Genomic DNA, 22,539 nt, shown 5'->3' with positions numbered 1-22,539 from the left:
ACGCAGCCCGTTCCTTCCCCCTTTCAGTTAAGGCGTATACATATTTGGTTTTGGCTGTTCCGCCATGCCGTCTCCTAAAAAGAAGCTTGTGTGCGGCGGCTGGTTATAGGCGACATTTTGCCAGGCGATGCCAAGTCGGTACACCGGATCGTGCATCAGCGTGTACAGCCTATGCTCAGTCGGAATGGTCGTCGTGTAAATGCGCAGAGCACTGCTGTCCTCCGTTCTCCACACGACTTCCTCGCGCCAGTCACCGAGCAGATCAGCCTGAAGCGCCGGTGTTGCTTTTGTGCCGTTGTTAGCAGCTGCGCCTGATGCAGTCAGCACATTTTTCGATACGCCGTTTTGATAATCCCACTTATCAATTCGGTTGCTGTCCAGCTGCTCCCGGAGCAGATCGCCGTCCCACCAGATGCCGAAGTTGGTCGAGGACGGAACCCCGCTTCCGATTTTGACCCCTTTCGCCGAGTAAAGAGAACCGTTTGCCCACACCTCCTGTCCCGGATAACGCGGGTCAATATCAGCAGCCATTCCCCGGCCTACATCCTTGCCGGCATAAACGCCCCAAAGGATTTTTCCGGTTGCAGCATCCCGGAAAGATAAGCCGTATTTTGCATTTTTGTCCTCATGAACTTGAAACACCTCAAGCCCCGGCCGGCCTGGATCAAGATCTCCTGTATGGAGGGCATCCCCATGGCCTAAGCCGGTCGAGTACATGCCTTTCCCGTCATGATCAACAGCCATTGAGCCGAAAATAATCTCATCTTTTCCATCCCCGTCAACATCCGCGATGCTCAGGTTGTGATTCCCCTGTCCGGCAAACGCTTCATTTCCTGACTTTGAGGAGTCCAGCGTCCAAAGCTTTGACAGCTTTCCGTCCCTGAAGTTATAGGCAACTAGCATGGTTTTAGCGTAATACCCTCTGGTCATGATCAGGCTCGGCCGCTGTCCATCAAGGTAGGCAATGCCGGCGAGAAAACGGTCAACACGGTTGCCGTAGCTGTCTCCCCAATCCGACACATTGCCGCGCGCCGGTTCAAAATTTGCGGTGACAAGCTCTTTCCCGGTTGAACCTTGAAACACAGTGAGATATTCAGGGCCTGAAAGCACACGCCCCTGTTCATTTCTGTAATCTGCATTGGCATTTCCAATTACTTTGCCCGTGCCGTCTTTTGTCCCGTCTGCCGTTTTCATTGCCACTTCCGCTTTTCCGTCACCATCAAGGTCATACACCATAAACTGGGGATAGTGCGCGCCCGCTCTGATGTTTTTGCCGAGATTGATCCGCCATAACTTTGTGCCGTCCAGTTTATACACGTCAATCAGCACGTCACCCGTATAGCCATCCTGTGAATTGTCTTTTGAGTTAGACGGGTCCCATTTCAGGATCAGCTCGTATTGCCCGTCACCATCCACATCGCCAACACTTGCGTCATTAGCGCTGTACGTGTAAGCTTCACCCGTTGGCGTCGTGCCGCCAGCCGGTTTATCCAGCGGGACGGAATGATACGGCTGCGCCCATACGGAGGCTTTTTCAGAAGCCTGCTGTTCGGTACCGTTTACAACAGCCCGAACCGTATACGTTGAGCCCGCCGATCCGTTTTTATCCACATAGTTCGTGGTTTTGACAGGCGAAGCATTCAGTTTTTGCCCGTCTCTGTACACATTGAACAAAACAGATGCGTTTTCGGTTCCAAGAAACCGCCAGCTGACAAAAATGCCCCCGTCCGTCTTGACCGCTACAAGCCCCCGGTTCAGCGCTTCCATCTGCCGCGCTGCCCCTTCAGCTTTCACAGGACATACAGAGGTTCCCATCATCAACAAGACCAGCAACGTAACAGCGGTAAACATGCGTTTCCTTCGTGTAATCATCAGACAGCTCCTTCTCATTTATCTGTAAGCGCTTACTTAAATTGGATTTTATGCGCTGTGTGAGCTGTCTTCAATTTCACTTTTTTGCATCTGCCTATTTCGGACACTGCACTTTTTTGCGTATTTGTCATTTTTTTGTTACCCGGCTTGATGATGCTGGGCCTCCGTCTTTTGAAATCCCCTAAGAGCAAAAAACATCAACACAAGCCCAAATAAACACGGGCCGTAAAATGGAATCAGGCCAGGAAGCGTATACAGCAAATAAAGGACAAATCCGCACCCGATCAGCATACAGCCGGTTGTCAGCGGCCTCATGGCGCCAAACAGCAGTGCCTGCGGAATATATTTGCGAAGCGGGAGCTGGTAATGCACATAAAGGGGAAACACATACATCAGCGCGATGATATACAAAAGCCCTGCAAGCAGCGTGCAGCTTGTTACTGCAAAGGACAGCCAATTCGTACTGGCAGAAAAATAATGATAGTTGGCAGACAATATGAGCAAAAGAGCCGAAAACGCCAATCCGATCGCATTAACCTTGAGAAACTCTTTTTTATAGGTATCGAAAAATAACGGAAATACTGGGACATCCTTTTGCCCCATCAGCCATTTCCTTATAACGGCACACATCGCGGCTGTGCTCGGCGCCCATCCGAAAAGAACGCCGCCCAAAAGTGTAAACAACAGCCACAGCCCGTTGAGCCATGCTATTTTCACCACCGCTTCGCAGCCTGCATAAAGCGCATCCGTTACAGTCGTCTTCATCTTCTCACCGCTTGATGTACGGCAAAATCCCTGTAAGCTGCTTTCATGGGGGCCATCTGCCGGAACCCGATTTTTCCTTTTGTTAACACAGGCCCATATGTGCTGCCGTCGTCCATCCACTCAAGAATGGGCAGACCATTGATTGAAAAATGCACATAGCCTTTGTCTTTGATCAGCTTCATACGATACGGAGAATCAGCGTCGTCTGGAGAAGGCAGCGGATCGGCCCCCATTGCGGCGAGGTGGAAACCGCGGCTTTTTCTTAAATTGCAGGTGCGGAACGCTCTTTCCTCCGCGTATTTTCTGCGGAAATACGACAGGTGGAGCGCATTGATGTCCCCCGAATGATACTCGGGGTATGTTCCCGTTCTTTTCTGGAGACTTGGATCAAACAAATCCTCGCCTCCCATTCCCGCAGCAGAAAAAAACAGCATACACAATCCCGGCTGCTCGATCGGAGAGAAGTCCCATGTCACAATGATGCCGTCTGGAAAGGTTTCCGGACACCAAAAGACAAAGTGCGCTTCGTCCTGGACATGTGACAGGTGCAAGCTGTGATCGTCAAATGAGATCTGTCCGCCTCCCTCCATCCGCCAGTCCTTTACATCACTAACTGACCGGAGCGGATTGTGGTACAGGCACGCGCCTTCCTTATACATGTTCTTTCCCCTCCCGGCTCACAAGGTGGTCCTTAAGCGGAAGTCCGAGCTCTTCAATGCCTTCTGCCACAAGCTTCGCAACCTCCATTGCACCTTCTTCCGAAAAATGCGTATTGTCCTCAATGCCGTCCGGGTAATTCGGATGTTCATTCGGCTGAAACCAAACGAACAATCGCTTCGACTCCTCCGGCCCGTATGCTTCATACAGCACCTTTGTTTTCGCAAGCAGATCAATCACAGGTACATCGAGCTCCTTCGCCAGTGCTTTCATCGCATCGGGATACTCACCGAGCGTATGCTCGATCCGTCCGTTTTCATCAAAGCGGCGGCGCTGCACCGATGTGACGAACACAGGATGCGCGCCCTTTTCGCGTGCCGTATCTGCAAACAAGGTAAGAAACTGCTGAAATGTGGAGTACGGCTTCGTCCCCCGCGGTTTTTGGTCATTGTGGCCGAATTGAATCAACAGATAATCGCCTTGTGTGATGCGTTCGGCAATTGCTTGAAGCCTTCCTTCCTCCACAAAAGAATTGGTGCTCGCTCCACCTTTGGCATGATTGCGGACAAGCACATCTTCTGAAAACAATTGCCCGAATACCTGCCCCCACCCCGCCATCGGCGCTTCACGAGGCGGGCAGTCACTCACAGTGGAATCTCCCGCTAAAAATACTTGAATTGGTTTCTTCATCACATGTTCTCTCCTTTCACGGCGTTTCCTGATACATTTGCCTGAAGACACCCGGCGGCATGCCGACCTGTTTTTTGAAAATCCGGTTGAAGTAATTGTGGCGGTAGCCGACTTCTTCTGACACGTCATGAATTTTTTTATTCGTATTGACCAGCAGTTCTTTCGCCTTTTCGATTCTGATCTGGGTCACATAATCGATAAAATTAATGCCGGTCACTTGCTTAAATGCCTTGCTTAACGTATATGAATTCATGCCAAGCGCATCGGCACAGCTTTCCAATGAAATGTCCGCCATATACTGTTCGTGAATCATCGCAATCACACGTTCTGCCAGCTGCTTTTGCTGTCTGTTTTTTCTGCCCTCAAGCTTGGAAAGGTAAGGCGTCACCACTGCATCCATTAGCCAGGCCGCCGCTTCATTAGGTTCGCGCAATTCTGAAATATCAAGAAACGGATTCCGATGCTGAAATAGTTCGCTGGGATTGAGCCCGGAATGCAAAATATCCTCCTGAATGCGGGAAAACAGCTGAATCAGGGCGGAGTGCACATGCCTGTCTATGGCCGCTTTTTCCGACAGTTCCTTCATACATCCATCTATCAGTTCCTTGGCTTCCTGTTTTCTTTCCAGCCGGATGGCCTGAACAATTTGTTTTTCCAGCTCAAAAGGGTAATAAGGAGCGAACTGCTCCTCCTGAGGGAAGTCGGCCTGCAAATCAATGACCTGATCCCGGTTGGCAAACTTCCTGCGGGATTTGCCGCTTTTCACATTCTGAAATAAAGAAGGGATTTCCGTGACACGCTCCGTCTCGCTGCTCAATGTCGAGGTCAGGCATAGTCCGGTTACATCCCCAAATTGGCGTGCCAGCTCCGTTATATACGCCTTCAGATCAGAGCTGTTTGTTTTCATCACAAGAACGGTGACAGAAAGCCGGCCGATATCAAGTATGGAGAGCTGAAAAACGCGTTTATCCGCCAATTCCTCAGCCAGATTGGTCAGGGTAAACACGGCAAGCTGTTCATCACCTTCACGGAAGATGCTTTTTTCACAACGGAGCCCTGTCACCTGTAGATCAAGCACATGAAACGCGTTTCCGCCGATGTTCCAGCCAGCCTCCTCCATCCGCAATCTGAGGCTTTCCTCGTTGTCATAGTAAAAATCGCCCTGCAAGAGATGCTGCAAAAAACTCTTTTTCATATGGGGCGTCTGCCGCAGGAGCTGCTCTTGGAGCTTCCGGCTTTCAAGGGATAGATCCTGCCATCTCTTTTCAATCCACTTGAATTCATCCTGCCCGGACGCCTGCCATGTTTTCTTCTCTCCTCCGGTAAACAAGCCAAGCAAATGCTGAATGGGACGATAGATTTTTTTTGATGCATACCATGTCATGCATACCGCCAAACCGATGCAAATGACCAGCATCACGATGATCACTTTTGATAAAAACACCATCGGCGCTGTAATAGCTGAAAGAGGCGCCGCTGACACAAAGGTCCATTGCTGATGCATCCGGTTCATTTCTCCAAAGGAGACAGAATACACCTTGCCTTCCCATTCCATCTGAAAATGGCCGTTCTCAGCAGGCTGTTTTTTTATCTCATGAAGTAAAGTCTTTTCAAAATCTTTTTCCCCCTCATGAAACAGCACCTCTCGATTTTGATCTAAAAGCAGCGCACTGCCATCAGGATAGGGGGACAAGCTTTGCAGGATTGATTCCATTTCTTTCGGATCAACCGCCAGCATGATCGCGCCGAACGGTTTCTCCGCCGCGCCCGGAATGAGCTGGATCAGCATCGCTTGGTTTCCCGACCGTTTCCAATAAATGCTGTGGTCTGAGGAAAGCAGCGAGCGATACTTGCGAAGCGCCTCCTGTTCTGTCAAAGCGCTGTATTCAGGGCTCAGCACAAGTGGCCGGGGGCTGTTCAGAAAGATGGAAGCCTGCTCGATCAGCGGCTGCTGGTCCCGCAAAAGAAACAGCTTTTTCGTTAATTGATAGGAGAACGTATAATCTTTCTCCAAATCCCTCTCGGCCAATCCGTTCATCAGTGAAGAATCGTAGGCCATCTGGGTGAGTGCCAGTTCAAGCACTCCCAGCTTCTCATCCATTCGGCTGACCTCACGCGCCACCTGTGTTTCATGCGATCTCTGCAGCTCTTTCTCCACCTTGTCGATTGAAAGAAAGTAGATTGCGCCGCCAGTCAGCAATCCGGGAATACAGGCAATCAGCAAAATGAAGACAAAGTTTCTTTTGAAATACGTTCCCTTCCAGCGAGAAACCCGTTCCTTCTGTTGAGGCTGTTTTTTCATCCCTTTCCCCCCGCCGCTGTCTTTACTGATACACGCGTTTTTTCGTTTTCAAAACATCAGCAAGAAACGTCAGCGCAAGTCCCTGCCCCCATCCTTGTATTCGTTTGTAAGGCACCTGTTTGTATCCTTCGGCATTTTTCATGACGGCTGTCCCGGCCGATACCTTGCTGACCCGTCCGTCCTCTTCCACCGCATCCAAAATGGCGGCAAGCGATTTCTGCACATATTTTGTATACAGCTTTCCGCTCGACATCAGAGCAGAAGCAATTCCCGCTGATGCCGAAACCTCCAGATAAGAATCCGGATCATCCAAAATCGTATGCCACAGCCCTGATTCATCCTGAAGCCGGACAAGCGCGCTCAGCTGGTCTCTGAGCGATCCGTCGATGATCATAAAGGAAGGATGTGTCACCTCAATGAGCGGGAGCGCCTTTGCCATCGTGAGTGCCGCCCAGCCGTTCGCCCTGCCCCAATAAATCCCCGACAGATGATTTTTCGCTTTGTTGTCCCAGGCGTGGTAGTACAAATTCGTGACAGGGTCCTGAAGCACATCCTCATGTCCGTGAAACTGGCGCAGGCCGTCTTCAAAATAATCCTCACGCTCCATGACCCGCCCGATTCTCAGCATAAACAGCCCAGCCATCATCAGCGTATCCGCCCATGCCTGTTCAGGGAATACGTATTCTGCCGCATTCACCGTATGCTGAAGGATACCCTCGCCAAAGCGCGGCGCCTTATGCAGCACATATTCCGCCATCTCGGCCGCTGTTTCCAAATACGCGTCATCGCCCGTCACCTTGTGAAGGAACAAAAGCGTATGCCCGATGGAAACACCGTTGATCGAAAGCGGCGGCAGCCCATCCTCCAGCTGTTCATCCACCCACGTTTTTAACAGATTGATATATTCCTCGTTTTCTGTCGCTTCATAGGCCTCCGCTACGCCGTAAAACGCGACGCCGCCCGGCCAATCCCACGCAAAATCCATCTGAAATGTCCGTTTCACGATCCGGTCAATAACCGACGTCACCTTTTCTTCATCAAAAATAAGCTGTGCCATCTGCAACACTCCTTTTTATTTTAATCCGGTCGTACTGATGCCCTGAACAATATATTTCTGAAACAAAAAGAATACAAGAATCACAGGCAATAACGAGACGGCCGACATGGCAAACATCGCGCCCCAGTTCGAAGCCGACTCTGTATCGAGAAAAAGCTTCAGCGCAAGTGAAACAGGGTAAAGCTCCGGCTTATTCAAATACAAGAGCGGCTGAATCAGCTCCTCCCACTTCCAATAGAAGGAGAAAATCGCAGACGTCGCAAGCGCGGGGGCAATCAGCGGGAGAATGATCCGCCAAAAGCAGGCAAAGCGCCCACATCCGTCGATTCGCGCGGCTTCATCCAGCTCCTCGGGAATCGTCCTGATAAACTGGATCATCAGAAAGATAAAAAACGCATGCCCGAAAAATTGCGGAACGACAATTGGTTTAAAGGAATTCAGCCAGTCTAATTTCGCAAACATAATATACTGCGGAATCATCAATACTTCATGAGGCAGCATTAACGTCCCCATCATGCACGCAAACCAAAACTTTTTTCCCTTAAATGGAATACGTGCAAATCCGTACGCAATGACAGCCGATGACAGGACGGCACCGATTGTTGACAGTCCGACAATGATCGCCGAGTTTTTAATAAACGTCAGAAACGGCTGTCCCGCGATACCCTTCCACCCTTCAGCATAGTTACTGAGAATAAAAGGGTCTGGAATGAGTGAATGAGAGGTTGTAAAAATACTGGCGCTTTCTTTAAACGAGCTGACAAACAGCCAAATGACCGGGTACAGCAGTAACACCGCCAGTGTTCCTGTACAAACATGGAACAGTATGCGTTTGGGACTGACGCGCCCGGCTTTTTTTCTTTCAAAAACCGGGGCTTTCCTGACAGGCTCGTTGACCGGCTCCATCCGTCATTCCTCCTTTGACTCGTAATGAACCCAATATGACGATGTTTTAAACAATATGAGCGTAATCAGCCCGACAATGACAAGCATGACCCACGCCATCGCCGATGCGTAGCCCATTTGAAAATAGTTAAACGCACGCTGGAACAAATAAAGCGAATAGAGAAGTGTCCCGTCAAGCGGCCCGCCCTCGCCCTTCGAAATGATATAGGCAGGTGTAAATGTCATAAAAGCAGAAATCGTCTGCATCACAAGATTAAAGAAAATAATCGGTGTAAGAATCGGAAGTGTGATCTTGAAGAAACGCTGCACCCGATTTGCCCCATCCACACTTGCCGCTTCCAAATACGAAGACGGAATGTTTTTCAGCCCGGCCAGAAAAATCAGCATTGACGACCCGAACTGCCAGACGGACAGCAGAATCAATGTCCACAGCGCACTTGTCGGATTCTGGTACCAAAGAATTTTTTGATCAATCCCGACAAAAAACAGCAGCGCATTGATGACCCCGTCATTGCCAAAAATATTGCGCCACATAATCGCCACGGCGACGCTCCCGCCGATGATCGAAGGCAGATAAAAGAGCGTTCTGTAAATGGCCGTTCCTTTTGCTGCATTGTTTAAAATGACAGCGATAAAAAGCGCGAAGCCGAGGCGGAGCGGAACCCCGGCAAGCACATACGTAAACGTCACTTTCAGAGACTGCCAATACTTTTCGTCACCCGTAAACATTTCCTTAAAGTTGTCGAGCCCGATCCATTTCGGCGCCGTAAACAAGTCATAGCTCGTGAAGGACAGAAACAGGGACGCCCCCATCGGAATTACTGTAAAGCATAGGAACCCGATGATAAACGGAGAAATAAAAGCATATCCCGCCAGATTGTCTTTTCTTATACTCCGGCTTTTTTTCATTGCGTCAGCCCCATTTCCCGTCAATTATTCCTCTCTAATATCTCATTGGCCTTTTTCCGGAACGTTTTGGCGGCTTTTTCCGGCGATACCTTCTGATACAGAATCTGATCTGACGTATCCTTCAGCAGCTTGATGACCTCCGCGCTTCCCACAGGCTCTGGCGGATCGGCTTTGCTGATGTTTTTTGACGCGGTTTCTACATACTCCACGATGTTGGCTTCTTCCTCATTCAGCTTCGGTTTAATCGCATCCGCCACCTTGTCGGAGACTGGAACGCCTCGCTCGCCTTTAATCAGCTGGTTCGCTTCCTCATTATTCACGAAGAAATTAATAAATTTCGCTGCCTCTTTTTTATGCTCAGAGCTTTTCGGAATGGAAAACAGCATACTCGGCTTCAGTGTCAGCGCCTTTTCCTTCATTTGCTCCGGCGGCAGATAGAGAGACAGCGGCGAGTCTGTCAGCCGGGCAAAGCCCAAATATTGATTGGAGTAGTTCCATGTAATCGCTGATTTGCCTTTGACGATAAAATCGTCTTCCATCCCTTTAATCTGTGCGCTTTCATCAGGTGTTGGGGACGTTTTCGCTTTCACCAGCCTCAGCTGCCGCTCAAAGTAATCGACAAACAGCTGATCATCTTGATACGCGAGGCCAGTGCCGTCTTCTTTATAAAAGCGCTCACCCTTTGTGCGCAAATAATAAGGGAAGAAAATATCAGGCGGATGCATTCCGTTGGAACCGTAGACACCGGCTTTTTCCTGAAGATCATACGCCAGCTTCTCGTAATCCTCCCACGTCCAGTTTTTCTGATTGATAGACACACCGGCTTTTTTCAGCAAATCTTCATTGGCAATCACAGACAGCACGTTGACACCTAGCGTAAATCCATATAGCTTATTGTCGATTTTTCCGCCCGACAGCATATTCTCGTCGATTGAACTGACGTCAATCGTTCCATCCTTTGTATACGGCGTTAAATCCTCCAGCTGGTTCTTCTTTCCGTATTGGGCTAAGTAAGCGGTATCCATTTGAATGACATCCGGAAGCTGGCCGGCGGCAGACATGGGCGCGAGCTTTTTCCAGTAGTCATCCCAGTTCGCAAATTCCGCTTCAATATGGACGTGCGGATTCTTTTTTTCGTAAAGTTCAATTACCTTTGTTGTATAATCATGCCTTGGCTGCCCGCCCCACCACGCGATTCTGAGTGTAACGTCTTCTTTTTTTCCCGAGGCCTCTTCACCTGCTGAACATCCGCTGAAAATAAAGACGCAGACAAGGGATAACAGCACGTAACAAATCTTCTTCAAACCAATCCCCCCTTTTAATGTAAGTGCTTACATTTTATTTTAAAGCGTTCGGATAGGGCGAAACACTCAAAAAACAGTGGCGAAAGTCAAAAAAACAGAGATGGCTATCCTGCGGAAGCGCCTCCCTGTTTTCTTCTGAATTCTGACGGTGTCAGACCGGTATATTTTTTAAAAACAAGACTGAAATACTTCGGATTATCGCCAAACCCGATTTCTTCAGCAATTTCTGATACACTCGCATCCCGCCTCATTTTCATCTGTTTCATCGCATGTTCAAGACGCACTCGTGTAACATATTGGGAAAATTTCTCGCCTGTTTCCTGCTTAAATAACTTCCCGAGATAATCAGGATTCATAAACAGCATATCCTTCGCCGCCCATTTTAAGGACAGATTCGGATTTCCGAGCTCGTCGGCAATAAGCCTGATCATTTTTGAAATCACTGCGCTCCCATGCAGGTCACCAGACGCTTCAGCTGTGTCACGAAACAGCTGCCCCGCGTGCCGGAGTTCTCCCGCCTGACTGATGGCCAGCTTGCGGGTTGCAAAAACCTCCGCCGCCTTTTCAGCGGCGTTCTCCTCTACGGCGAGCACGGTCCATTCTCCGCTGCTGCAAACCGCTGTCAGTGCCGACCCGAGTGCCTCTCTGGCTGTGGCATCAATAGATTGTTCCCCTTTTAAGATCAAGAGGCGGATCTTTTTTCCGGCAAGTGAAGGCGGCGGAGACAGCTGGGCCACACCGGCGATCAAGCCTTCCAAGTATTGATCGGCTGCAAAGGAACGGATATGGTCGAGCTCGTGTTTTAGATGGGCTGTTTTCTTTTTGTGCACATCTTGCCGCTTCAGCTCAGCAATGATTTCCTCCAGCGAGCTGATAATCTGCTGTTCATTGCAGGGCTTCAGCAAATAATGCTTCACCCCATATTTCATGGCTTCCTTTGCGTACTCAAACTCTCCAAACCCGGACAGGACGATAAATTGCACCGACGGGCTGACGGCTGACACCTTTTTGATCAGCTCAAGCCCGTCCATGCCGGGCATTTTGACGTCTGTGATGACGATATGCGGCTGCTTATGTACAATCTTTTCATATGCTTCATGTCCGTTCTGCGCTTTACCGATCAATGAGGCGCCAAGCGACTCCCACTCAATGATTCCTGCCATTCCATCAAGGATAATCCTCTCATCATCAGCCAGCAGAATTTTATACATCACACCACCTCATTTTGGCACGGTATTGTGATCACAATCCTCGTCCCCTTTCCATGCTCACTATGAATCCGCAATCCGTATGGCTCTCCGAATGTCAGGCTGATGCGCTCGCGAATATTCCAAAGTCCGATTCCTCTTCCGCCCGTTGATTCAAGAATCCGTCCATCCATGCCAGGGCCGTTATCTTCGACCGTAATACAGACACATTCCTTCGCCTTTTTCGCCTGAATCCGGATGGCGCACGGTCTTGTAAAGGGTTCAAGCGCGTATTGAATCGCATTTTCCGCAAGCGGCTGGAGCGTCAGTTTCGGAATGAGGCAATGCTTCACCTCATCGTCAATATCCAACGTGAAATTCAGGCGCTCTTCAAATCGAAATCGCTGAATGGTCATATAGTGACGTACAATGTCCGCCTCCTCCTGAATGGTCACGATATCCTTTTTCATATGTATGCTGTTTCGCAGAAGAAAACCGAGCGATTCCACCATTTTTGAGATTTGCTTTTGCTGATTCGCCTTTGCCAGCCAATTGATGGACTCGAGCGTGTTATATAAAAAATGCGGATTGATCTGGGCTTGCAGTGCTTTCAATTCGGTTTCTTTAATAATGAGCTGTTTTTCAACATTTTCTTCCATCAGCTCATTAATCCGTTTCATCATGACAGTAAAATGGCGGTTCAGCATGCCGGCCTCATCCTGTGTATGTTCCGGCAGAGAAAGCGACACACTCGCTTCAATGCCGCCGTGCTGTACCGATTTCATCGCGGTCACAAGCTGTTCAATCGGCTCCGTGATGCTGTTGGCGATTTTCCTTCCGAAAAGCAAAACCACACAGAAAAAGAGGAGAAAGCATGTGCCGATCACTGTTTTCATAAAGGAAATTTTCGCGAACATCTGATCAAAGGGGATAACGTTATAGTAGCTCCAATTTTGGTAGGATGATTGAAGATAAGAAATAAAGTAACGTTTGCCATTCTTTTTTATCAAGTCATAACCGGGGTGCTTCAGCGTCTCTTTTGCTGCCTCAGGAACATGCGCTGATGCATGTGCCGTATACACCAGATTCCCGCCTTGGTCAGCAATCATAATGTCTCCGACTGAATCGCCCCAATCCTTCGGCACATCACGAACCATCTGTTTTACATTGACTTGGATCAGCACCATGCCCAACCCGTTCAGACTCAGCTGGTGATAGGACCTGATCTGCCGTGCTGAAATCAAGACAGGATCTGAACCGCCGAGCGTCATCCAAAGATTTCTTCCATTTTTCGCTTTCGCTCGCTTAAATACCTCTTCCTGCTCCTGCTGCAAAAGATCTGAAGAACTGCTTCCGGCTGAATACTCTGAGCCGCGGGCATCAATCAAATGAATGGAATCGATGTACTTTTCATCGCTGGCATATCCCGCAAGCTGGTCCCACAGCTCCTGCTTCATTTGATATTGATCATACGTATCATCCCGATTTTGCATGCTCAGGATGCGCTGAATCTGTTCGTCTGTAATGATTTCATATGACACATCCTCTATCTTCTTCAGCTCGTCTTCGATCCTTTCAGAAGACATCCGAAGCACCTCCGAGGACTTGCGGTAAATCTGCTCATCATACACATGAAAGGCATACTGGACCCCGCTGTATACAAACAGAAAGGATACGGCCATAATCAACGTTAGAAACACAAACAGCTTATCCTTAATCTTCATCCGCCTGTACCAGCCAGCAACTCTTTTCTTCATGCCGCCTTTTCTTTCTCCTGTCGCTGATCCATTGACCGAAACGCTTTAAAGGACAGCTTCGTTAAGATCAGGCTGAGTAAACTCCCGCTGAAAAACAATAGAAACGTGACATGAAACAGAACGAGACAAAGCACACCGACAGCGCCCGCTGCCATCAAAAGCGTCACCGCCGGACGGCTGAAAGCAATCAAAAAGCTGATGCTCAGCACCTCTCTGATTTTTACATCAAAATGAGAAAACACCGGGAACACATACAGCACAATAAACGCGAAAATCAAACTGATGCTCAGGAATACATTGACGAGCACAGGCTGGTCCATTTGAGCCGCTATCCGCATATCCGCAAACAGAAACAGGGCAGCCGTCACAACGATAAGCCCGAGGATCTGTGATACCCGCCATTCCTTTTTAAACGTCCGAAAAAAGACAGAAAACACCGGGGCATCTGTATTCCCCTTCGCCCATTCTCTCGCCACTGTAAACATCGCGGCAGTAGCGGGCATCAGCCCAAACACAACCAGGCCTGCAAGAGAAAACAAAATCCAAAGCACATTCAAATAGGCCAGTCTCATCACCCACGCACAAAAACGATTCAGCCCATTTGTCACACTGTGTATCATCAACATCACCTTCCCGCTTCGGAAAACGCTTTCATTTTAAAGTAATATGTATTTCTCCTTTCGAAAGAAAATTCCTGCCGTTCTGTGAAAATTTCGACATGATGAGAGACGGCAGCAGCTTTATCTTTTCCTGTAACGCCGGATGGCCTTATCGACCAAATATCCGGCAATGGCCCCGAAAATGACATTGAATCCAAGCATTCCGAGCGTAGCCCCTTCCCAGCCGCGTACATACACGAGGCTGTACCAGATCGCAAACATGCCAAGGACGATCAGCACGGCCAACATCCATTCCGGTCGACTTTTGTCACGAAATCTCATCCGCATCAAAACGGATACGCCAGCAGACAAGCCGTCACAATCCCTGTCACAAATAATATTGGCCACACATCGCCTGCCCTCCCTTTTAGAAAAGACAAAAAAGCCCCCTGCAAAGGACGCTTATTCTGCCGTAATCTCTTTCTCAAACAAATGATATCCGGACGCATCAGCACCCATGAATTCATATCCCATACGCCGATAAAAGGAATGCAGGGCGTCGTTATCAGCGACACAGTCAAGCCGGATCCGCGTTTTTTCCGGAAAGTGTATGCCCGTCTCCGCCCACTGAAGGACGCGGGCTCCAAGCCCCTGTCCCGCAAACCGGCGGCTTACTGCGAGGCGGTGCAAATAAATGGACTCCTCATGCCCATCGTCTCCCCAAAGCGTCCGGTCCCACTCGCTCGGTTCAGGCAGCAGCATCACGACAGCCGCAAGCTCTTCATCTTTTTTAAACACAAACACATGTCCCTTTTCAATTGACCCCGTGATATCATGTATATCTTGCCCTTTCAGAAGTCCGCTCCATTGGTTAGAACCCCGATCTCGGAGCCATTCAGCTGTTCGGACGAGCAACCCGGTAATCGATTCTGCATCCTCATAGACGGCCGGACACGCGTAAAATTCATCTGCAATCGTTTCGTTCTCAATCTTAAAAGCTGACATAAAGGCCTCCCAATCAAAAAGTAAGCTTGCACACACCCTTGATTATAATGCAGACCAAACTGCAAAAACAGACCATTTTCTCTGTATGTAAAAGGGTGTATGAAAGAGAGGCCAATCTGCCTATTAAAAAATCTTCTTTTTATCCCGTTCTTCTTTTAAAATTTCAACCGCTTCTCTGAAGCGCATAGAGTGTACGATTTCACGCTCACGCAAAAAACGCAGGGAATCGTTTAAATCAGGATCATCCGAAATATCAATCAGCCATTGATACGTCGCCCGCGCCTTTTCTTCTGCGGCAATATCTTCGTATAAATCGGCAATCGGATCGCCCTTCGCTTGGATATAGCTCGCGGTAAACGGCACGCCCGCCGCATTATGATAAAAAAGCGCGCTGTCGTGATTGACGTAATGATCGCCAAGCCCCGCTTCACGCAGCTGCTCCGGTGTAGCGTCTTTCGTTAACTTATAGACCATGGTCGCAATCATTTCCAAATGGGCAAACTCCTCCGTGCCGATATCTGTTAAAAGGCCGATGACCTTATCAGGAATCGTATAACGCTGGTTCAAATACCGGAGAGCCGCGGCCAGCTCGCCGTCCGCTCCGCCATACTGCTCAATCAAATACTTCGCCAGCGTCGGGTTGCACGTACTGACCTTGACAGGGTATTGCAGCTTCTTTTCATACACCCACATTCAGGCATTCCTCCTTATACTTGCCACGGCCATGGCCCTTTTCCCCAATCCCAATCCTTGCCCGCGGGGCTGTTGCCGAACTGCAGAAGCGGTCCGTAAGAGGATTCGAACTGTCTTTTTAAGTGCCTTGAATAGCCGGAATATTGATTGAATTGCTTCAGCGCATCTTCATCATGAGGATGTGTATTTAAATAAAGACTCAGCTCAACAAGCACAAAATCAGCAGCCTGTATTTGCTCTAGCTGACGATAATATTCGGCATCAACCTTTTTTGCCATGTGCGTCTCCCCCTCGATAAGGGTTTTCATAAAAATCATAGAGATCCTTCCAAAGGGTGCCTTTCCTCAAAGCCTCCATCGGCGAAAACTGCTCCATGTGCTCAGGCTGAAAGGTCATATAAAGGTTAGGGGGCGTTCTGTAATATTTCTTCCCTATAGGCGGACAGGGATCAAAACGGCTGTGAAAGGGCGTATATGATTTGACAGGCGTAAACGGCTGCATATCCTTCATTCCGGCTCCTCCTTTCTCAAAAACAATGACCTTAATAGGTATGAGGCAGGGGGCATGATTATGACTGAAACACGGCTTAGCTTTTTCAATAAGAAGACCTTCGGAAGAGCCGAAGGTCTTTCTAGACTATTCAGTCCAAAATGAGGTCAGTGTTTCCAATATGCAGCATGAGCAGCCGCAAACTCTGACAGCGAACGAGGTTCTTTTCCCGTCACACGCTTCACTGTATCCGTTACCCGATGTTCCGCACCATGGCTGATTGCCTCATCAAGCTTCGCCATAAAATGGGCATAATCCGCGGGCAAACCTCCTGCCTCCATTTTATGCTGCAGCTCGGAACGAGAAATGCTGACATGCTCCACCCGGCGTCCTGCCGCTGCACCGATCATCTCTGCCGCTTCGGCATAGCTCAGCGCCTCGGGTCCTGTCAGAATATGATGTGTTTGATGAGGAACATCATCAATCAAAGCCCTGACGGCTGTTTCTGCGATGTCATCAGCGTCAATAAACCCAAGTTTTCCTTCACCCGAAGCCGTTGTGATGCGGCCCTCCGTTTGAATCGACATGCGATGCTGGACATTGATGAAATTTTGCATAAAGTATGAAGGCCGCAGCACCGTCCATTCTGGAAACTCACGCACTGCCTGATGAAGCGCGCCAAACACGGGACCGTTCTCGGAGACAACAGACGCACTTTGCATCACTACCCGCTTTGCGCCGAGACGCTTTGCCTCCTTTAAAAAGGGGAGCACACAGGGAGCCGGATCAAATACACCGACCGGAGCAACAAGATAGATCTGTTTTACCTGTTCCAGAGCAGGCGTAAAACTGGAGGCGTCCTTCCAATCAAAATACACATACTCAGCATCAGCAAGCGCGCCCTTTTTCCGGCTCGCAATACGCACCCTGTGCCCCAGCTCTATTAAACGGCTGGCGATTCGGCTGCCGGTTGTGCCGGTCCCGCCTGTAATTAAAATCGGATTCTGTTTCATCGTTTTCCACTCTCCTCTGTTTGCAAAAATGATCCTCCAAAGGCCTCTTTTACAACAAGCGGATTCCAATAATCCTTATAACGAACAATGCGGCCGTCTCTCGTTTCGATGACACTGATATAGCTTTGGCGATAAGGCAGTCCAGTCTCAATCACATGGCCGTCACATTGAAACTCCGCAATCACCGTATTCGAGTCTGCTGAACGGTACACTGTCGGAGTGGTAAATGAAGAAAGATGGATCTGCTTAGGATAATCCTTAATATAATTGTAAATGGCCGCTTTTCCTTCTATTCTTTTTGGTGATCCCTCCGGCGCATAAGGAAACTCAAATACAGCATTCTCATCCCAAAGCTCCGTCCAGCTCTTCATGTCCTTCTCAAGCATATAAGCCATAAACTTTCTCAATGTTTCACATGCTTTTTCAAACTCATTCATCAACATTCATCATCACCTCATTTTTATTTCCAGACTATTCAGTCCAAAAAGTACACACATGGGCAAAGAATCCTTTACCACATGTTAATCAAGCACTGATAAACTCACGTCAACATGGTCCTGAAGCCGATCCATATCAGCCGTCACTTTCGCAACAAATGTCAGAGACAGCCTGCTTTGATTCAGGTACCGGGCAAGCGCAGATATATCAGTATCTTCGCCATTCAATTCTCCTTGATCCTTCGCTCTTAAAAGCGCCTGATAAAAAGCGTCCTCAAGCTGCTTGGATTGTCTTTCAAAATACCGGGCAAGCTCAGGGTCATGCGGAATCTGTTCAATCGCACTGTTAATGATATAGCACGCCTTCGCCCGTTCAGGATCCCTCAAAGCATTGACACCTTCTTGAAAAATATCACGAATGGCTTCCTTTACAGATCCTGGCGCTTCAAGCCTTTCCATAACAGCAGTGTTTTTCCCTTCAAGATACGTTTTCACAGCTGACAAAAACAAATCACGCTTCGTGCCATACGTATCATACAAACTTTGGCGCGCAATCCCTAAATGAGAGAGCAGATCCTGAAGAGACGTTCCTTCGTAGCCATACTCTCCGAAAACCTCTATCGCCCTGTGAAGAACAAGCGCCGTATCAAATTCTTTATTCCTCCCCAAAAAACGGTCACCTCCTGAAACAAATGTTACCAGTTTCCAGACTGAACAGTCAAGAAAAAAGGTGAAAAACACTCTTGATCTGCAAGAGTGTCCTCTTTTTATCATCATCTTCTTTATTTATATCCGTCTTTTCCCCAGTGGCCCATATGGTGGTGATGGTGGCCATAATGACCATCATGATGATGGTGATGATTATCCTTTCCAACATGGTGATGATGGTGATGAAGATTATCTTTTCCATCATGATGATGGTGATAATAGTGGTGATGTCCATCATTTTCATGGTGCATGCTCGGATAGCTTCCAGCTCCCGGAGAGCCTCCATAGCCGCCGCTTGGGTAACCGCCGTACCCACCATATCCCGGATAGCCGCCGACTCCTCCATGTATGCCGTGATCTGGGTAGCCTTGCATGCCATAGCCCGGGTGGCCTCCATACATGCCATAGCCCGGATAGCCTGTGCTTTGCATGCCATAGCCCGGGTGGCCAATACCAAAGCCCTGATAATGACCACAACCAGGTCCGCCATACATATGTCTTGTATCAGTCATATTCACTCTCTCCTTCACATAGGTTACAGTCCAGAGTATGAGAATATCTTACTGATCGTATAGGCGGCCGCCTACATACAGCTAAAACAATTTCCAGGACAAAAAAAGCAGGCCATAACAGCCTGCTCACTCCTTACTCGCCTAAATCAACGTTATGATATACCTGCTGAACATCTTCCAAATCTTCTAATGCATCAATCAATTTTTCAAACTGTTCCTTTGCATCATCCGGAAGCGTTACTTCACTTTGCGCAAGCATTGTCAGCTCCGCTACTGTAAATTCCTCGACACCCGCGTTTTTAAACGCCTCTTGCACCGCATGGAATTGATCAGGCTCGGCATACACGATCGCGCTGTCATCCTCTTCTAAAATGTCACGTACATCAACATCCGCTTCCATCAGGATTTCAAGCGCTTCGTCAGCAGTTTTGCCTTCCACACCGATTACAGCCGTCGCGTCAAACATGTAAGCAACAGATCCGCTCACACCCATGTTTCCGCCGTTTTTCCCGAACGCCGCACGCACTTCCGGCGCCGTCCGGTTTACATTATTCGTCAGCGCATCAACGATAATCATTGATCCGTTCGGCCCGAAGCCCTCATAACGAAGCTCATCGTAATTCTCTTCCGCTCCGCCCTTCGCCTTCTCGATCGCACGTTCAATGATGTTTTTCGGCACGCTGTAAGTCTTCGCACGCTCAAGCACAACCTTCAGCGCCTGGTTGGATTCCGGATCAGGCTCGCCCTGTTTCGCCGCCACATAAATCTCACGGCCAAACTTCGCATAAATTCGACTCGTATTTGCGTCCTTAGACGCCTTCTTCTCTTTAATATTGTTCCACTTACGGCCCATGATGTTCCACTCTCTTTCATAATATATCAATCTAAATACTGTTATTCACTTTATCCATTATACCTCAAATGGTTTGGTTGTTTCGAGTGTCTTGCGTTAGAAATAGAAGGAATGCCGCGATGTGGAAAATGGAACGTCTTCCGTAAAGCAAGAAAAAGCCCTAGCTAAGGGCTTTCTTCTGATCACTAAGTTTGTAAGGGGAATGATCGATATACGTCGTATTTCGATCTGTTGATTCCTTAAATCCGCCGGAGTTTTTCAGGAATGGAAACGACATGCTTCCGAAAACTAGAGTAACAGCCAGGCACATCATCACTTTTTTCTTAATAGGCATATAAACACTCTCCTTTTAGAATATCTTCTTGGGCTTTCAGCACTTTCCGATAAAACGCAGCGGCTTGTTCAAAGTGACAGCTGCTTTCAAAAACAGCGGCAGCACTCCGGGCACATGCTTCAATGTAAGCGTGCAGGTTCTTTTTTTCGAAATAGCTTAAAAGATCATGAATTTTTCGTTCATCAACAGTCTCCTTGTACACGGCCTGCAAGAACAGAAACAATTCTTTATAAAATTTGTGAGAACGTGCTGTGATATGGTCTAATCCTTCCTCTATGAACTGAAACGCCTTCTGTGTTTGGCCAGCTTTACATAATGTCCAGCTTAATCCAAACAAGACTTTCGGAAGCAGATCAGGCACTTTCTCTCTGCTTACTTTCGCCGCTTTTTGGAAATGTTCTACAGCCATCTGATCGTCTCCTGATCTGTCATAGCTGTTCGCGATGTTCAATAGAGAAATAGCGATAAACCTGTCATTTTGAATGTCCATTGCCAAATCCAGCGCCGCTTCTAAGTGCGGGAGCGCTTTATCATAATGTTTGAAATCATCATAGTTGCCAGCGATCACAAACAAGCTTTGTATCGTTCTAATGCTGTATAGGGGATTTTTTTGATAAATGTCTAAGGCTTGAAGAATATGATGCATCGACACATGGGTTTGCTTCATGTGATAATACGCTTCGGCCACTTTAAAATGGAATTCCGCTTTCTCAATTTCATCTGACACAAACGGCAGTTCTTTCTCCGCCTCGCGATAATACCCGATCGCTTCCACATATTCTTTTTGATCAAATTCATACATGCCGCGGAAAAACAAAGAGTAGTATTGCAAAAGGCCTGTGAGTTTTTTCTGAGGGGTCTCAATCGTTTCAAGAAGCTCTGTCACGGTAGGGCGATTCCCGTATGTTTGTCCCGGCTCCAAATAATCAAGCATCAGCTGGTGCCGAAAACACATCAGAGAATAATAGATCAGCAAATCCTGGTCTTCTTCCATTTGCTGAATGTCCTGCTCCACCTCCGCTTTCAGAATCTCAGCATCCGGAACACTGAACTGGCGAATCATTTTATACCATTCATTAATCTTAACACCTACACGCGAAGACGGTATGGCTTGACTCAACGGCTTCCCTCCTTCTCTATGAGATATGTCATATTCTATCAATCCCAAATTTTGAAAACAATACAGAAGGAAGAAATTGTTTTTTCATCCTGTCAATTTGTTTTTTTTCGTAAAAAAGAACCCTTTACACAAGGGTCCATGTCAATCTTATTTCATATACGTATTCACCAGCTCGTAACAGCGCTCTTTCGTCTGTTTGGCAAGCTCTTCTGTTTGGACGACTCGGGATAATGAACCGCCGCCCTCCTCATCATATCGTTTCTGGGCCGCAGCATCCCTATCCTTTATCCATTGGCGCTGTTTCACTTTTAATGCCGCCATGTCTGAAGCAGGAAGCTGTTTTTGCAGCACGCCGTATATCTCGTTCAGCAATCCGTCCCACATTTGATAATTGTAGCCGTAATCCTCAATCATCTGATAATCACTTTGATAGTCATTGTGCTTTTCTTTCTGTTCTGTCGCTGACAATTTGGCAGCATAATCTGCTTTTGTGCTTCCTGTTGTGTGCTCACTGCTCTGTGTATCCGCTGTATCGGGCGATGCGGTTTCCGCAGTCTTCTGAGCTGTCTCTTGCTCCGGGGTCTCAGTCTCGTTTTCATTATCACTTACCAGACTGGTATCCTTTGAGCTGATCGCCACCTGTCTTTCCCCATTTGAACTTTTCACATTGAAAAGATAAGCTGTTCCGCCGTCAGCCTTCGATTCATAGGACTTCACAAATTCTGCCGTTTCACCGTTTCTCGACAGAATCGTTTTCGCTTCTTCTTTTGTCAGCTTGATATCATCCCCTTGAAGCGACTTGCTGTCCCATTTGTTGATCTTCCAATCGCCATCTTCCTTCACCAATTCAAACGTCCATAACGTGCCCATGTTGTTTAATTCTGTTGCCGGATCTATTGATGAAGCCTCTATCTTATTCTTGTTCTGTTCATATGTAAAACGCACATCAAAATCAGTGCCGGGTTGAAAAGGAGCATCACACTCGCAAAAGTACTCCCCAGCCAAATCCTTTAAGGTCTGATCTGCAAACGTTTCTGTTGCATAAGGCAGCACACTAGGCCGCAGCTTGTTGAAATCCGCCTTGTTTGCCGTGCTCCAGCCGTTTTCTTTTCCCGCTTTATCAAATGCATTAAAGATCGAATCAATATCGTTTTTCAAAGCTGATTTTACTTCCTGCTCCGTCAGTTTCGCAACGCTAGCTTTCTTCACGGCTTGCTTTTCCTGATTTTTATCAGAAGCTCCGCTATCAGAACACGCCGATAATAGGAATAGTATCGATAAAAGCATCGCACCTAATTTATAACTCATTGTCTCTCTCACCCTTCTGCTCTCTCATGGTAGCTTTCTCATTTTATAGGTCTTTTGTCAGT

23 protein-coding genes and 2 pseudogenes are annotated in these 22,539 nt (G+C 48.0%); all 25 read right to left on the bottom strand.

What is annotated here, in order from left to right; all coding sequences use genetic code 11:
* Positions 1-27 precede the first annotated feature (27 nt).
* The 25 genes and pseudogenes from rhgW to NYE49_RS03770 all read right to left on the bottom strand — a co-directional run bounded on the left by rhgW (position 28) and on the right by NYE49_RS03770 (position 22,477).
* The gene (gene rhgW / locus NYE49_RS03890) at positions 28-1,890 is read right to left on the bottom strand and encodes a rhamnogalacturonan lyase (RefSeq protein WP_342410942.1); all 1,863 of its coding nucleotides are present in this window, start codon (positions 1,888-1,890) and stop codon (positions 28-30) included.
* A 120-nt stretch (positions 1,891-2,010) separates the two neighbouring features.
* Positions 2,011-2,637, bottom strand: coding sequence for a YesL family protein (locus NYE49_RS03885; protein ID WP_326225673.1), 627 nt, complete (start codon positions 2,635-2,637; stop codon positions 2,011-2,013).
* Entirely contained in the window at positions 2,634-3,296 is a 663-nt protein-coding gene (locus NYE49_RS03880) for a YesU family protein (RefSeq protein WP_342410941.1), read from the bottom strand. Before NYE49_RS03880 ends, NYE49_RS03885 begins: the two co-directional genes overlap by 4 nt.
* The gene (gene rhgT, locus NYE49_RS03875; protein WP_080344167.1) at positions 3,289-3,987 is read right to left on the bottom strand and encodes a rhamnogalacturonan acetylesterase; all 699 of its coding nucleotides are present in this window, start codon (positions 3,985-3,987) and stop codon (positions 3,289-3,291) included. The genes NYE49_RS03880 and rhgT overlap by 8 nt, the downstream gene beginning before the upstream one ends.
* Before the next feature lie 13 nt (positions 3,988-4,000).
* Positions 4,001-6,286, bottom strand: coding sequence for a transcriptional regulator YesS (gene yesS, locus NYE49_RS03870; protein WP_047182241.1), 2,286 nt, complete (start codon positions 6,284-6,286; stop codon positions 4,001-4,003).
* A 22-nt stretch (positions 6,287-6,308) separates the two neighbouring features.
* Positions 6,309-7,343, bottom strand: a complete 1,035-nt coding sequence (gene yesR / locus NYE49_RS03865) for a rhamnogalacturonyl hydrolase YesR (protein WP_047182240.1) — start codon at positions 7,341-7,343, stop codon at positions 6,309-6,311.
* Positions 7,344-7,358: 15 nt separating this feature from the next.
* Positions 7,359-8,249 carry a carbohydrate ABC transporter permease gene (locus NYE49_RS03860; protein ID WP_047182239.1) on the bottom strand — a complete coding sequence of 297 codons (891 nt, stop codon included), beginning with the start codon at positions 8,247-8,249 and terminating at the stop codon, positions 7,359-7,361.
* Positions 8,250-8,252: 3 nt separating this feature from the next.
* Positions 8,253-9,182: a sugar ABC transporter permease gene (locus NYE49_RS03855; protein WP_003233835.1), complete on the bottom strand. Its 930-nt coding sequence runs from the start codon at positions 9,180-9,182 to the stop codon at positions 8,253-8,255.
* Positions 9,179-10,462, bottom strand: a complete 1,284-nt coding sequence (locus NYE49_RS03850; protein WP_015482921.1) for an ABC transporter substrate-binding protein — start codon at positions 10,460-10,462, stop codon at positions 9,179-9,181. The genes NYE49_RS03855 and NYE49_RS03850 overlap by 4 nt, the downstream gene beginning before the upstream one ends.
* 104 nt (positions 10,463-10,566) lie before the next feature.
* Complete coding sequence (gene yesN / locus NYE49_RS03845) at positions 10,567-11,673, bottom strand: two-component system response regulator YesN (RefSeq protein ID WP_015383036.1); 1,107 nt, start codon at positions 11,671-11,673, stop codon at positions 10,567-10,569.
* Entirely contained in the window at positions 11,673-13,406 is a 1,734-nt protein-coding gene (yesM, locus tag NYE49_RS03840) for a two-component system sensor histidine kinase YesM (protein ID WP_342410940.1), read from the bottom strand. Before yesM ends, yesN begins: the two co-directional genes overlap by 1 nt.
* Entirely contained in the window at positions 13,403-14,032 is a 630-nt protein-coding gene (locus tag NYE49_RS03835) for a YesL family protein (RefSeq protein WP_342410939.1), read from the bottom strand. Before NYE49_RS03835 ends, yesM begins: the two co-directional genes overlap by 4 nt.
* A 114-nt stretch (positions 14,033-14,146) precedes the next feature.
* Positions 14,147-14,445: pseudogene (locus NYE49_RS03830) on the bottom strand (YesK-like family protein).
* A gap of 22 nt (positions 14,446-14,467) precedes the next feature.
* Complete coding sequence (locus NYE49_RS03825; RefSeq protein ID WP_047182236.1) at positions 14,468-15,010, bottom strand: GNAT family N-acetyltransferase; 543 nt, start codon at positions 15,008-15,010, stop codon at positions 14,468-14,470.
* A gap of 123 nt (positions 15,011-15,133) precedes the next feature.
* Positions 15,134-15,703: a spore coat protein CotJC gene (cotJC, locus tag NYE49_RS03820; protein WP_003233850.1), complete on the bottom strand. Its 570-nt coding sequence runs from the start codon at positions 15,701-15,703 to the stop codon at positions 15,134-15,136.
* Positions 15,704-15,717: 14 nt separating this feature from the next.
* Positions 15,718-15,981: a spore coat protein CotJB gene (cotJB, locus tag NYE49_RS03815; RefSeq protein WP_003219491.1), complete on the bottom strand. Its 264-nt coding sequence runs from the start codon at positions 15,979-15,981 to the stop codon at positions 15,718-15,720.
* Positions 15,965-16,213, bottom strand: coding sequence for a spore coat-associated protein CotJA (cotJA, locus tag NYE49_RS03810; protein WP_003219489.1), 249 nt, complete (start codon positions 16,211-16,213; stop codon positions 15,965-15,967). Before cotJA ends, cotJB begins: the two co-directional genes overlap by 17 nt.
* A 129-nt stretch (positions 16,214-16,342) precedes the next feature.
* Positions 16,343-17,205, bottom strand: a pseudogene (locus NYE49_RS03805) (NAD-dependent epimerase/dehydratase family protein); the annotation flags it as partial.
* Complete coding sequence (locus tag NYE49_RS03800; RefSeq protein ID WP_047182234.1) at positions 17,202-17,648, bottom strand: nuclear transport factor 2 family protein; 447 nt, start codon at positions 17,646-17,648, stop codon at positions 17,202-17,204. The pseudogene NYE49_RS03805 and the gene NYE49_RS03800, both read right to left, overlap by 4 nt.
* A 78-nt stretch (positions 17,649-17,726) precedes the next feature.
* Positions 17,727-18,311, bottom strand: a complete 585-nt coding sequence (locus tag NYE49_RS03795) for a TetR/AcrR family transcriptional regulator (RefSeq protein ID WP_047182233.1) — start codon at positions 18,309-18,311, stop codon at positions 17,727-17,729.
* 113 nt (positions 18,312-18,424) lie between these two features.
* A complete protein-coding gene (gene yeeK / locus NYE49_RS03790; RefSeq protein ID WP_080344165.1) occupies positions 18,425-18,862 on the bottom strand; it encodes a spore coat protein YeeK in 438 nt (145 codons plus the stop codon).
* Between the two features lie 133 nt (positions 18,863-18,995).
* On the bottom strand, positions 18,996-19,715 hold the full coding sequence (locus NYE49_RS03785; protein ID WP_003242611.1) for a YebC/PmpR family DNA-binding transcriptional regulator: 720 nt from the start codon (positions 19,713-19,715) through the stop codon (positions 18,996-18,998).
* Positions 19,716-19,875: 160 nt separating this feature from the next.
* Positions 19,876-20,049, bottom strand: a complete 174-nt coding sequence (phrH, locus tag NYE49_RS03780) for a phosphatase RapH inhibitor PhrH (RefSeq protein ID WP_342410938.1) — start codon at positions 20,047-20,049, stop codon at positions 19,876-19,878.
* Entirely contained in the window at positions 20,039-21,169 is a 1,131-nt protein-coding gene (rapH, locus tag NYE49_RS03775; RefSeq protein WP_342410937.1) for a response regulator aspartate phosphatase RapH, read from the bottom strand. The genes phrH and rapH overlap by 11 nt, the downstream gene beginning before the upstream one ends.
* Before the next feature lie 147 nt (positions 21,170-21,316).
* Entirely contained in the window at positions 21,317-22,477 is a 1,161-nt protein-coding gene (locus NYE49_RS03770) for a lysozyme inhibitor LprI family protein (RefSeq protein WP_047182231.1), read from the bottom strand.
* Between the last annotated feature and the right edge of the window lie 62 nt (positions 22,478-22,539).

Source organism: Bacillus sp. FSL L8-0358, assembly GCF_038593095.1.
Classification (GTDB): Bacteria; Bacillota; Bacilli; order Bacillales; family Bacillaceae; genus Bacillus; species Bacillus subtilis.
The sequence above is the reverse complement of the archived record's forward strand: the minus strand, read 5'-3'. Positions and strand labels throughout refer to the sequence as shown.

What these genes read in the sequence shown, in the direction of transcription:
- rhgW (WP_342410942.1), bottom strand. Translation starts at nt 1,890, where the DNA reads ATGAGAAGGAGCTGTCTGATGATTACACGAAGGAAACGCATGTTTACC.
- NYE49_RS03885 (WP_326225673.1), bottom strand. Translation starts at nt 2,637, where the DNA reads ATGAAGACGACTGTAACGGATGCGCTTTATGCAGGCTGCGAAGCGGTG.
- NYE49_RS03880 (WP_342410941.1), bottom strand. Translation starts at nt 3,296, where the DNA reads ATGTATAAGGAAGGCGCGTGCCTGTACCACAATCCGCTCCGGTCAGTT.
- yesS (WP_047182241.1), bottom strand. Translation starts at nt 6,286, where the DNA reads ATGAAAAAACAGCCTCAACAGAAGGAACGGGTTTCTCGCTGGAAGGGA.
- yesR (WP_047182240.1), bottom strand. Translation starts at nt 7,343, where the DNA reads ATGGCACAGCTTATTTTTGATGAAGAAAAGGTGACGTCGGTTATTGAC.
- NYE49_RS03860 (WP_047182239.1), bottom strand. Translation starts at nt 8,249, where the DNA reads ATGGAGCCGGTCAACGAGCCTGTCAGGAAAGCCCCGGTTTTTGAAAGA.
- yesN (WP_015383036.1), bottom strand. Translation starts at nt 11,673, where the DNA reads ATGTATAAAATTCTGCTGGCTGATGATGAGAGGATTATCCTTGATGGA.
- yesM (WP_342410940.1), bottom strand. Translation starts at nt 13,406, where the DNA reads ATGAAGAAAAGAGTTGCTGGCTGGTACAGGCGGATGAAGATTAAGGAT.
- NYE49_RS03835 (WP_342410939.1), bottom strand. Translation starts at nt 14,032, where the DNA reads ATGTTGATGATACACAGTGTGACAAATGGGCTGAATCGTTTTTGTGCG.
- NYE49_RS03825 (WP_047182236.1), bottom strand. Translation starts at nt 15,010, where the DNA reads ATGTCAGCTTTTAAGATTGAGAACGAAACGATTGCAGATGAATTTTAC.
- cotJC (WP_003233850.1), bottom strand. Translation starts at nt 15,703, where the DNA reads ATGTGGGTGTATGAAAAGAAGCTGCAATACCCTGTCAAGGTCAGTACG.
- cotJB (WP_003219491.1), bottom strand. Translation starts at nt 15,981, where the DNA reads ATGGCAAAAAAGGTTGATGCCGAATATTATCGTCAGCTAGAGCAAATA.
- cotJA (WP_003219489.1), bottom strand. Translation starts at nt 16,213, where the DNA reads ATGAAGGATATGCAGCCGTTTACGCCTGTCAAATCATATACGCCCTTT.
- NYE49_RS03800 (WP_047182234.1), bottom strand. Translation starts at nt 17,648, where the DNA reads ATGTTGATGAATGAGTTTGAAAAAGCATGTGAAACATTGAGAAAGTTT.
- yeeK (WP_080344165.1), bottom strand. Translation starts at nt 18,862, where the DNA reads ATGACTGATACAAGACATATGTATGGCGGACCTGGTTGTGGTCATTAT.
- NYE49_RS03785 (WP_003242611.1), bottom strand. Translation starts at nt 19,715, where the DNA reads ATGGGCCGTAAGTGGAACAATATTAAAGAGAAGAAGGCGTCTAAGGAC.
- phrH (WP_342410938.1), bottom strand. Translation starts at nt 20,049, where the DNA reads ATGCCTATTAAGAAAAAAGTGATGATGTGCCTGGCTGTTACTCTAGTT.
- NYE49_RS03770 (WP_047182231.1), bottom strand. Translation starts at nt 22,477, where the DNA reads ATGAGTTATAAATTAGGTGCGATGCTTTTATCGATACTATTCCTATTA.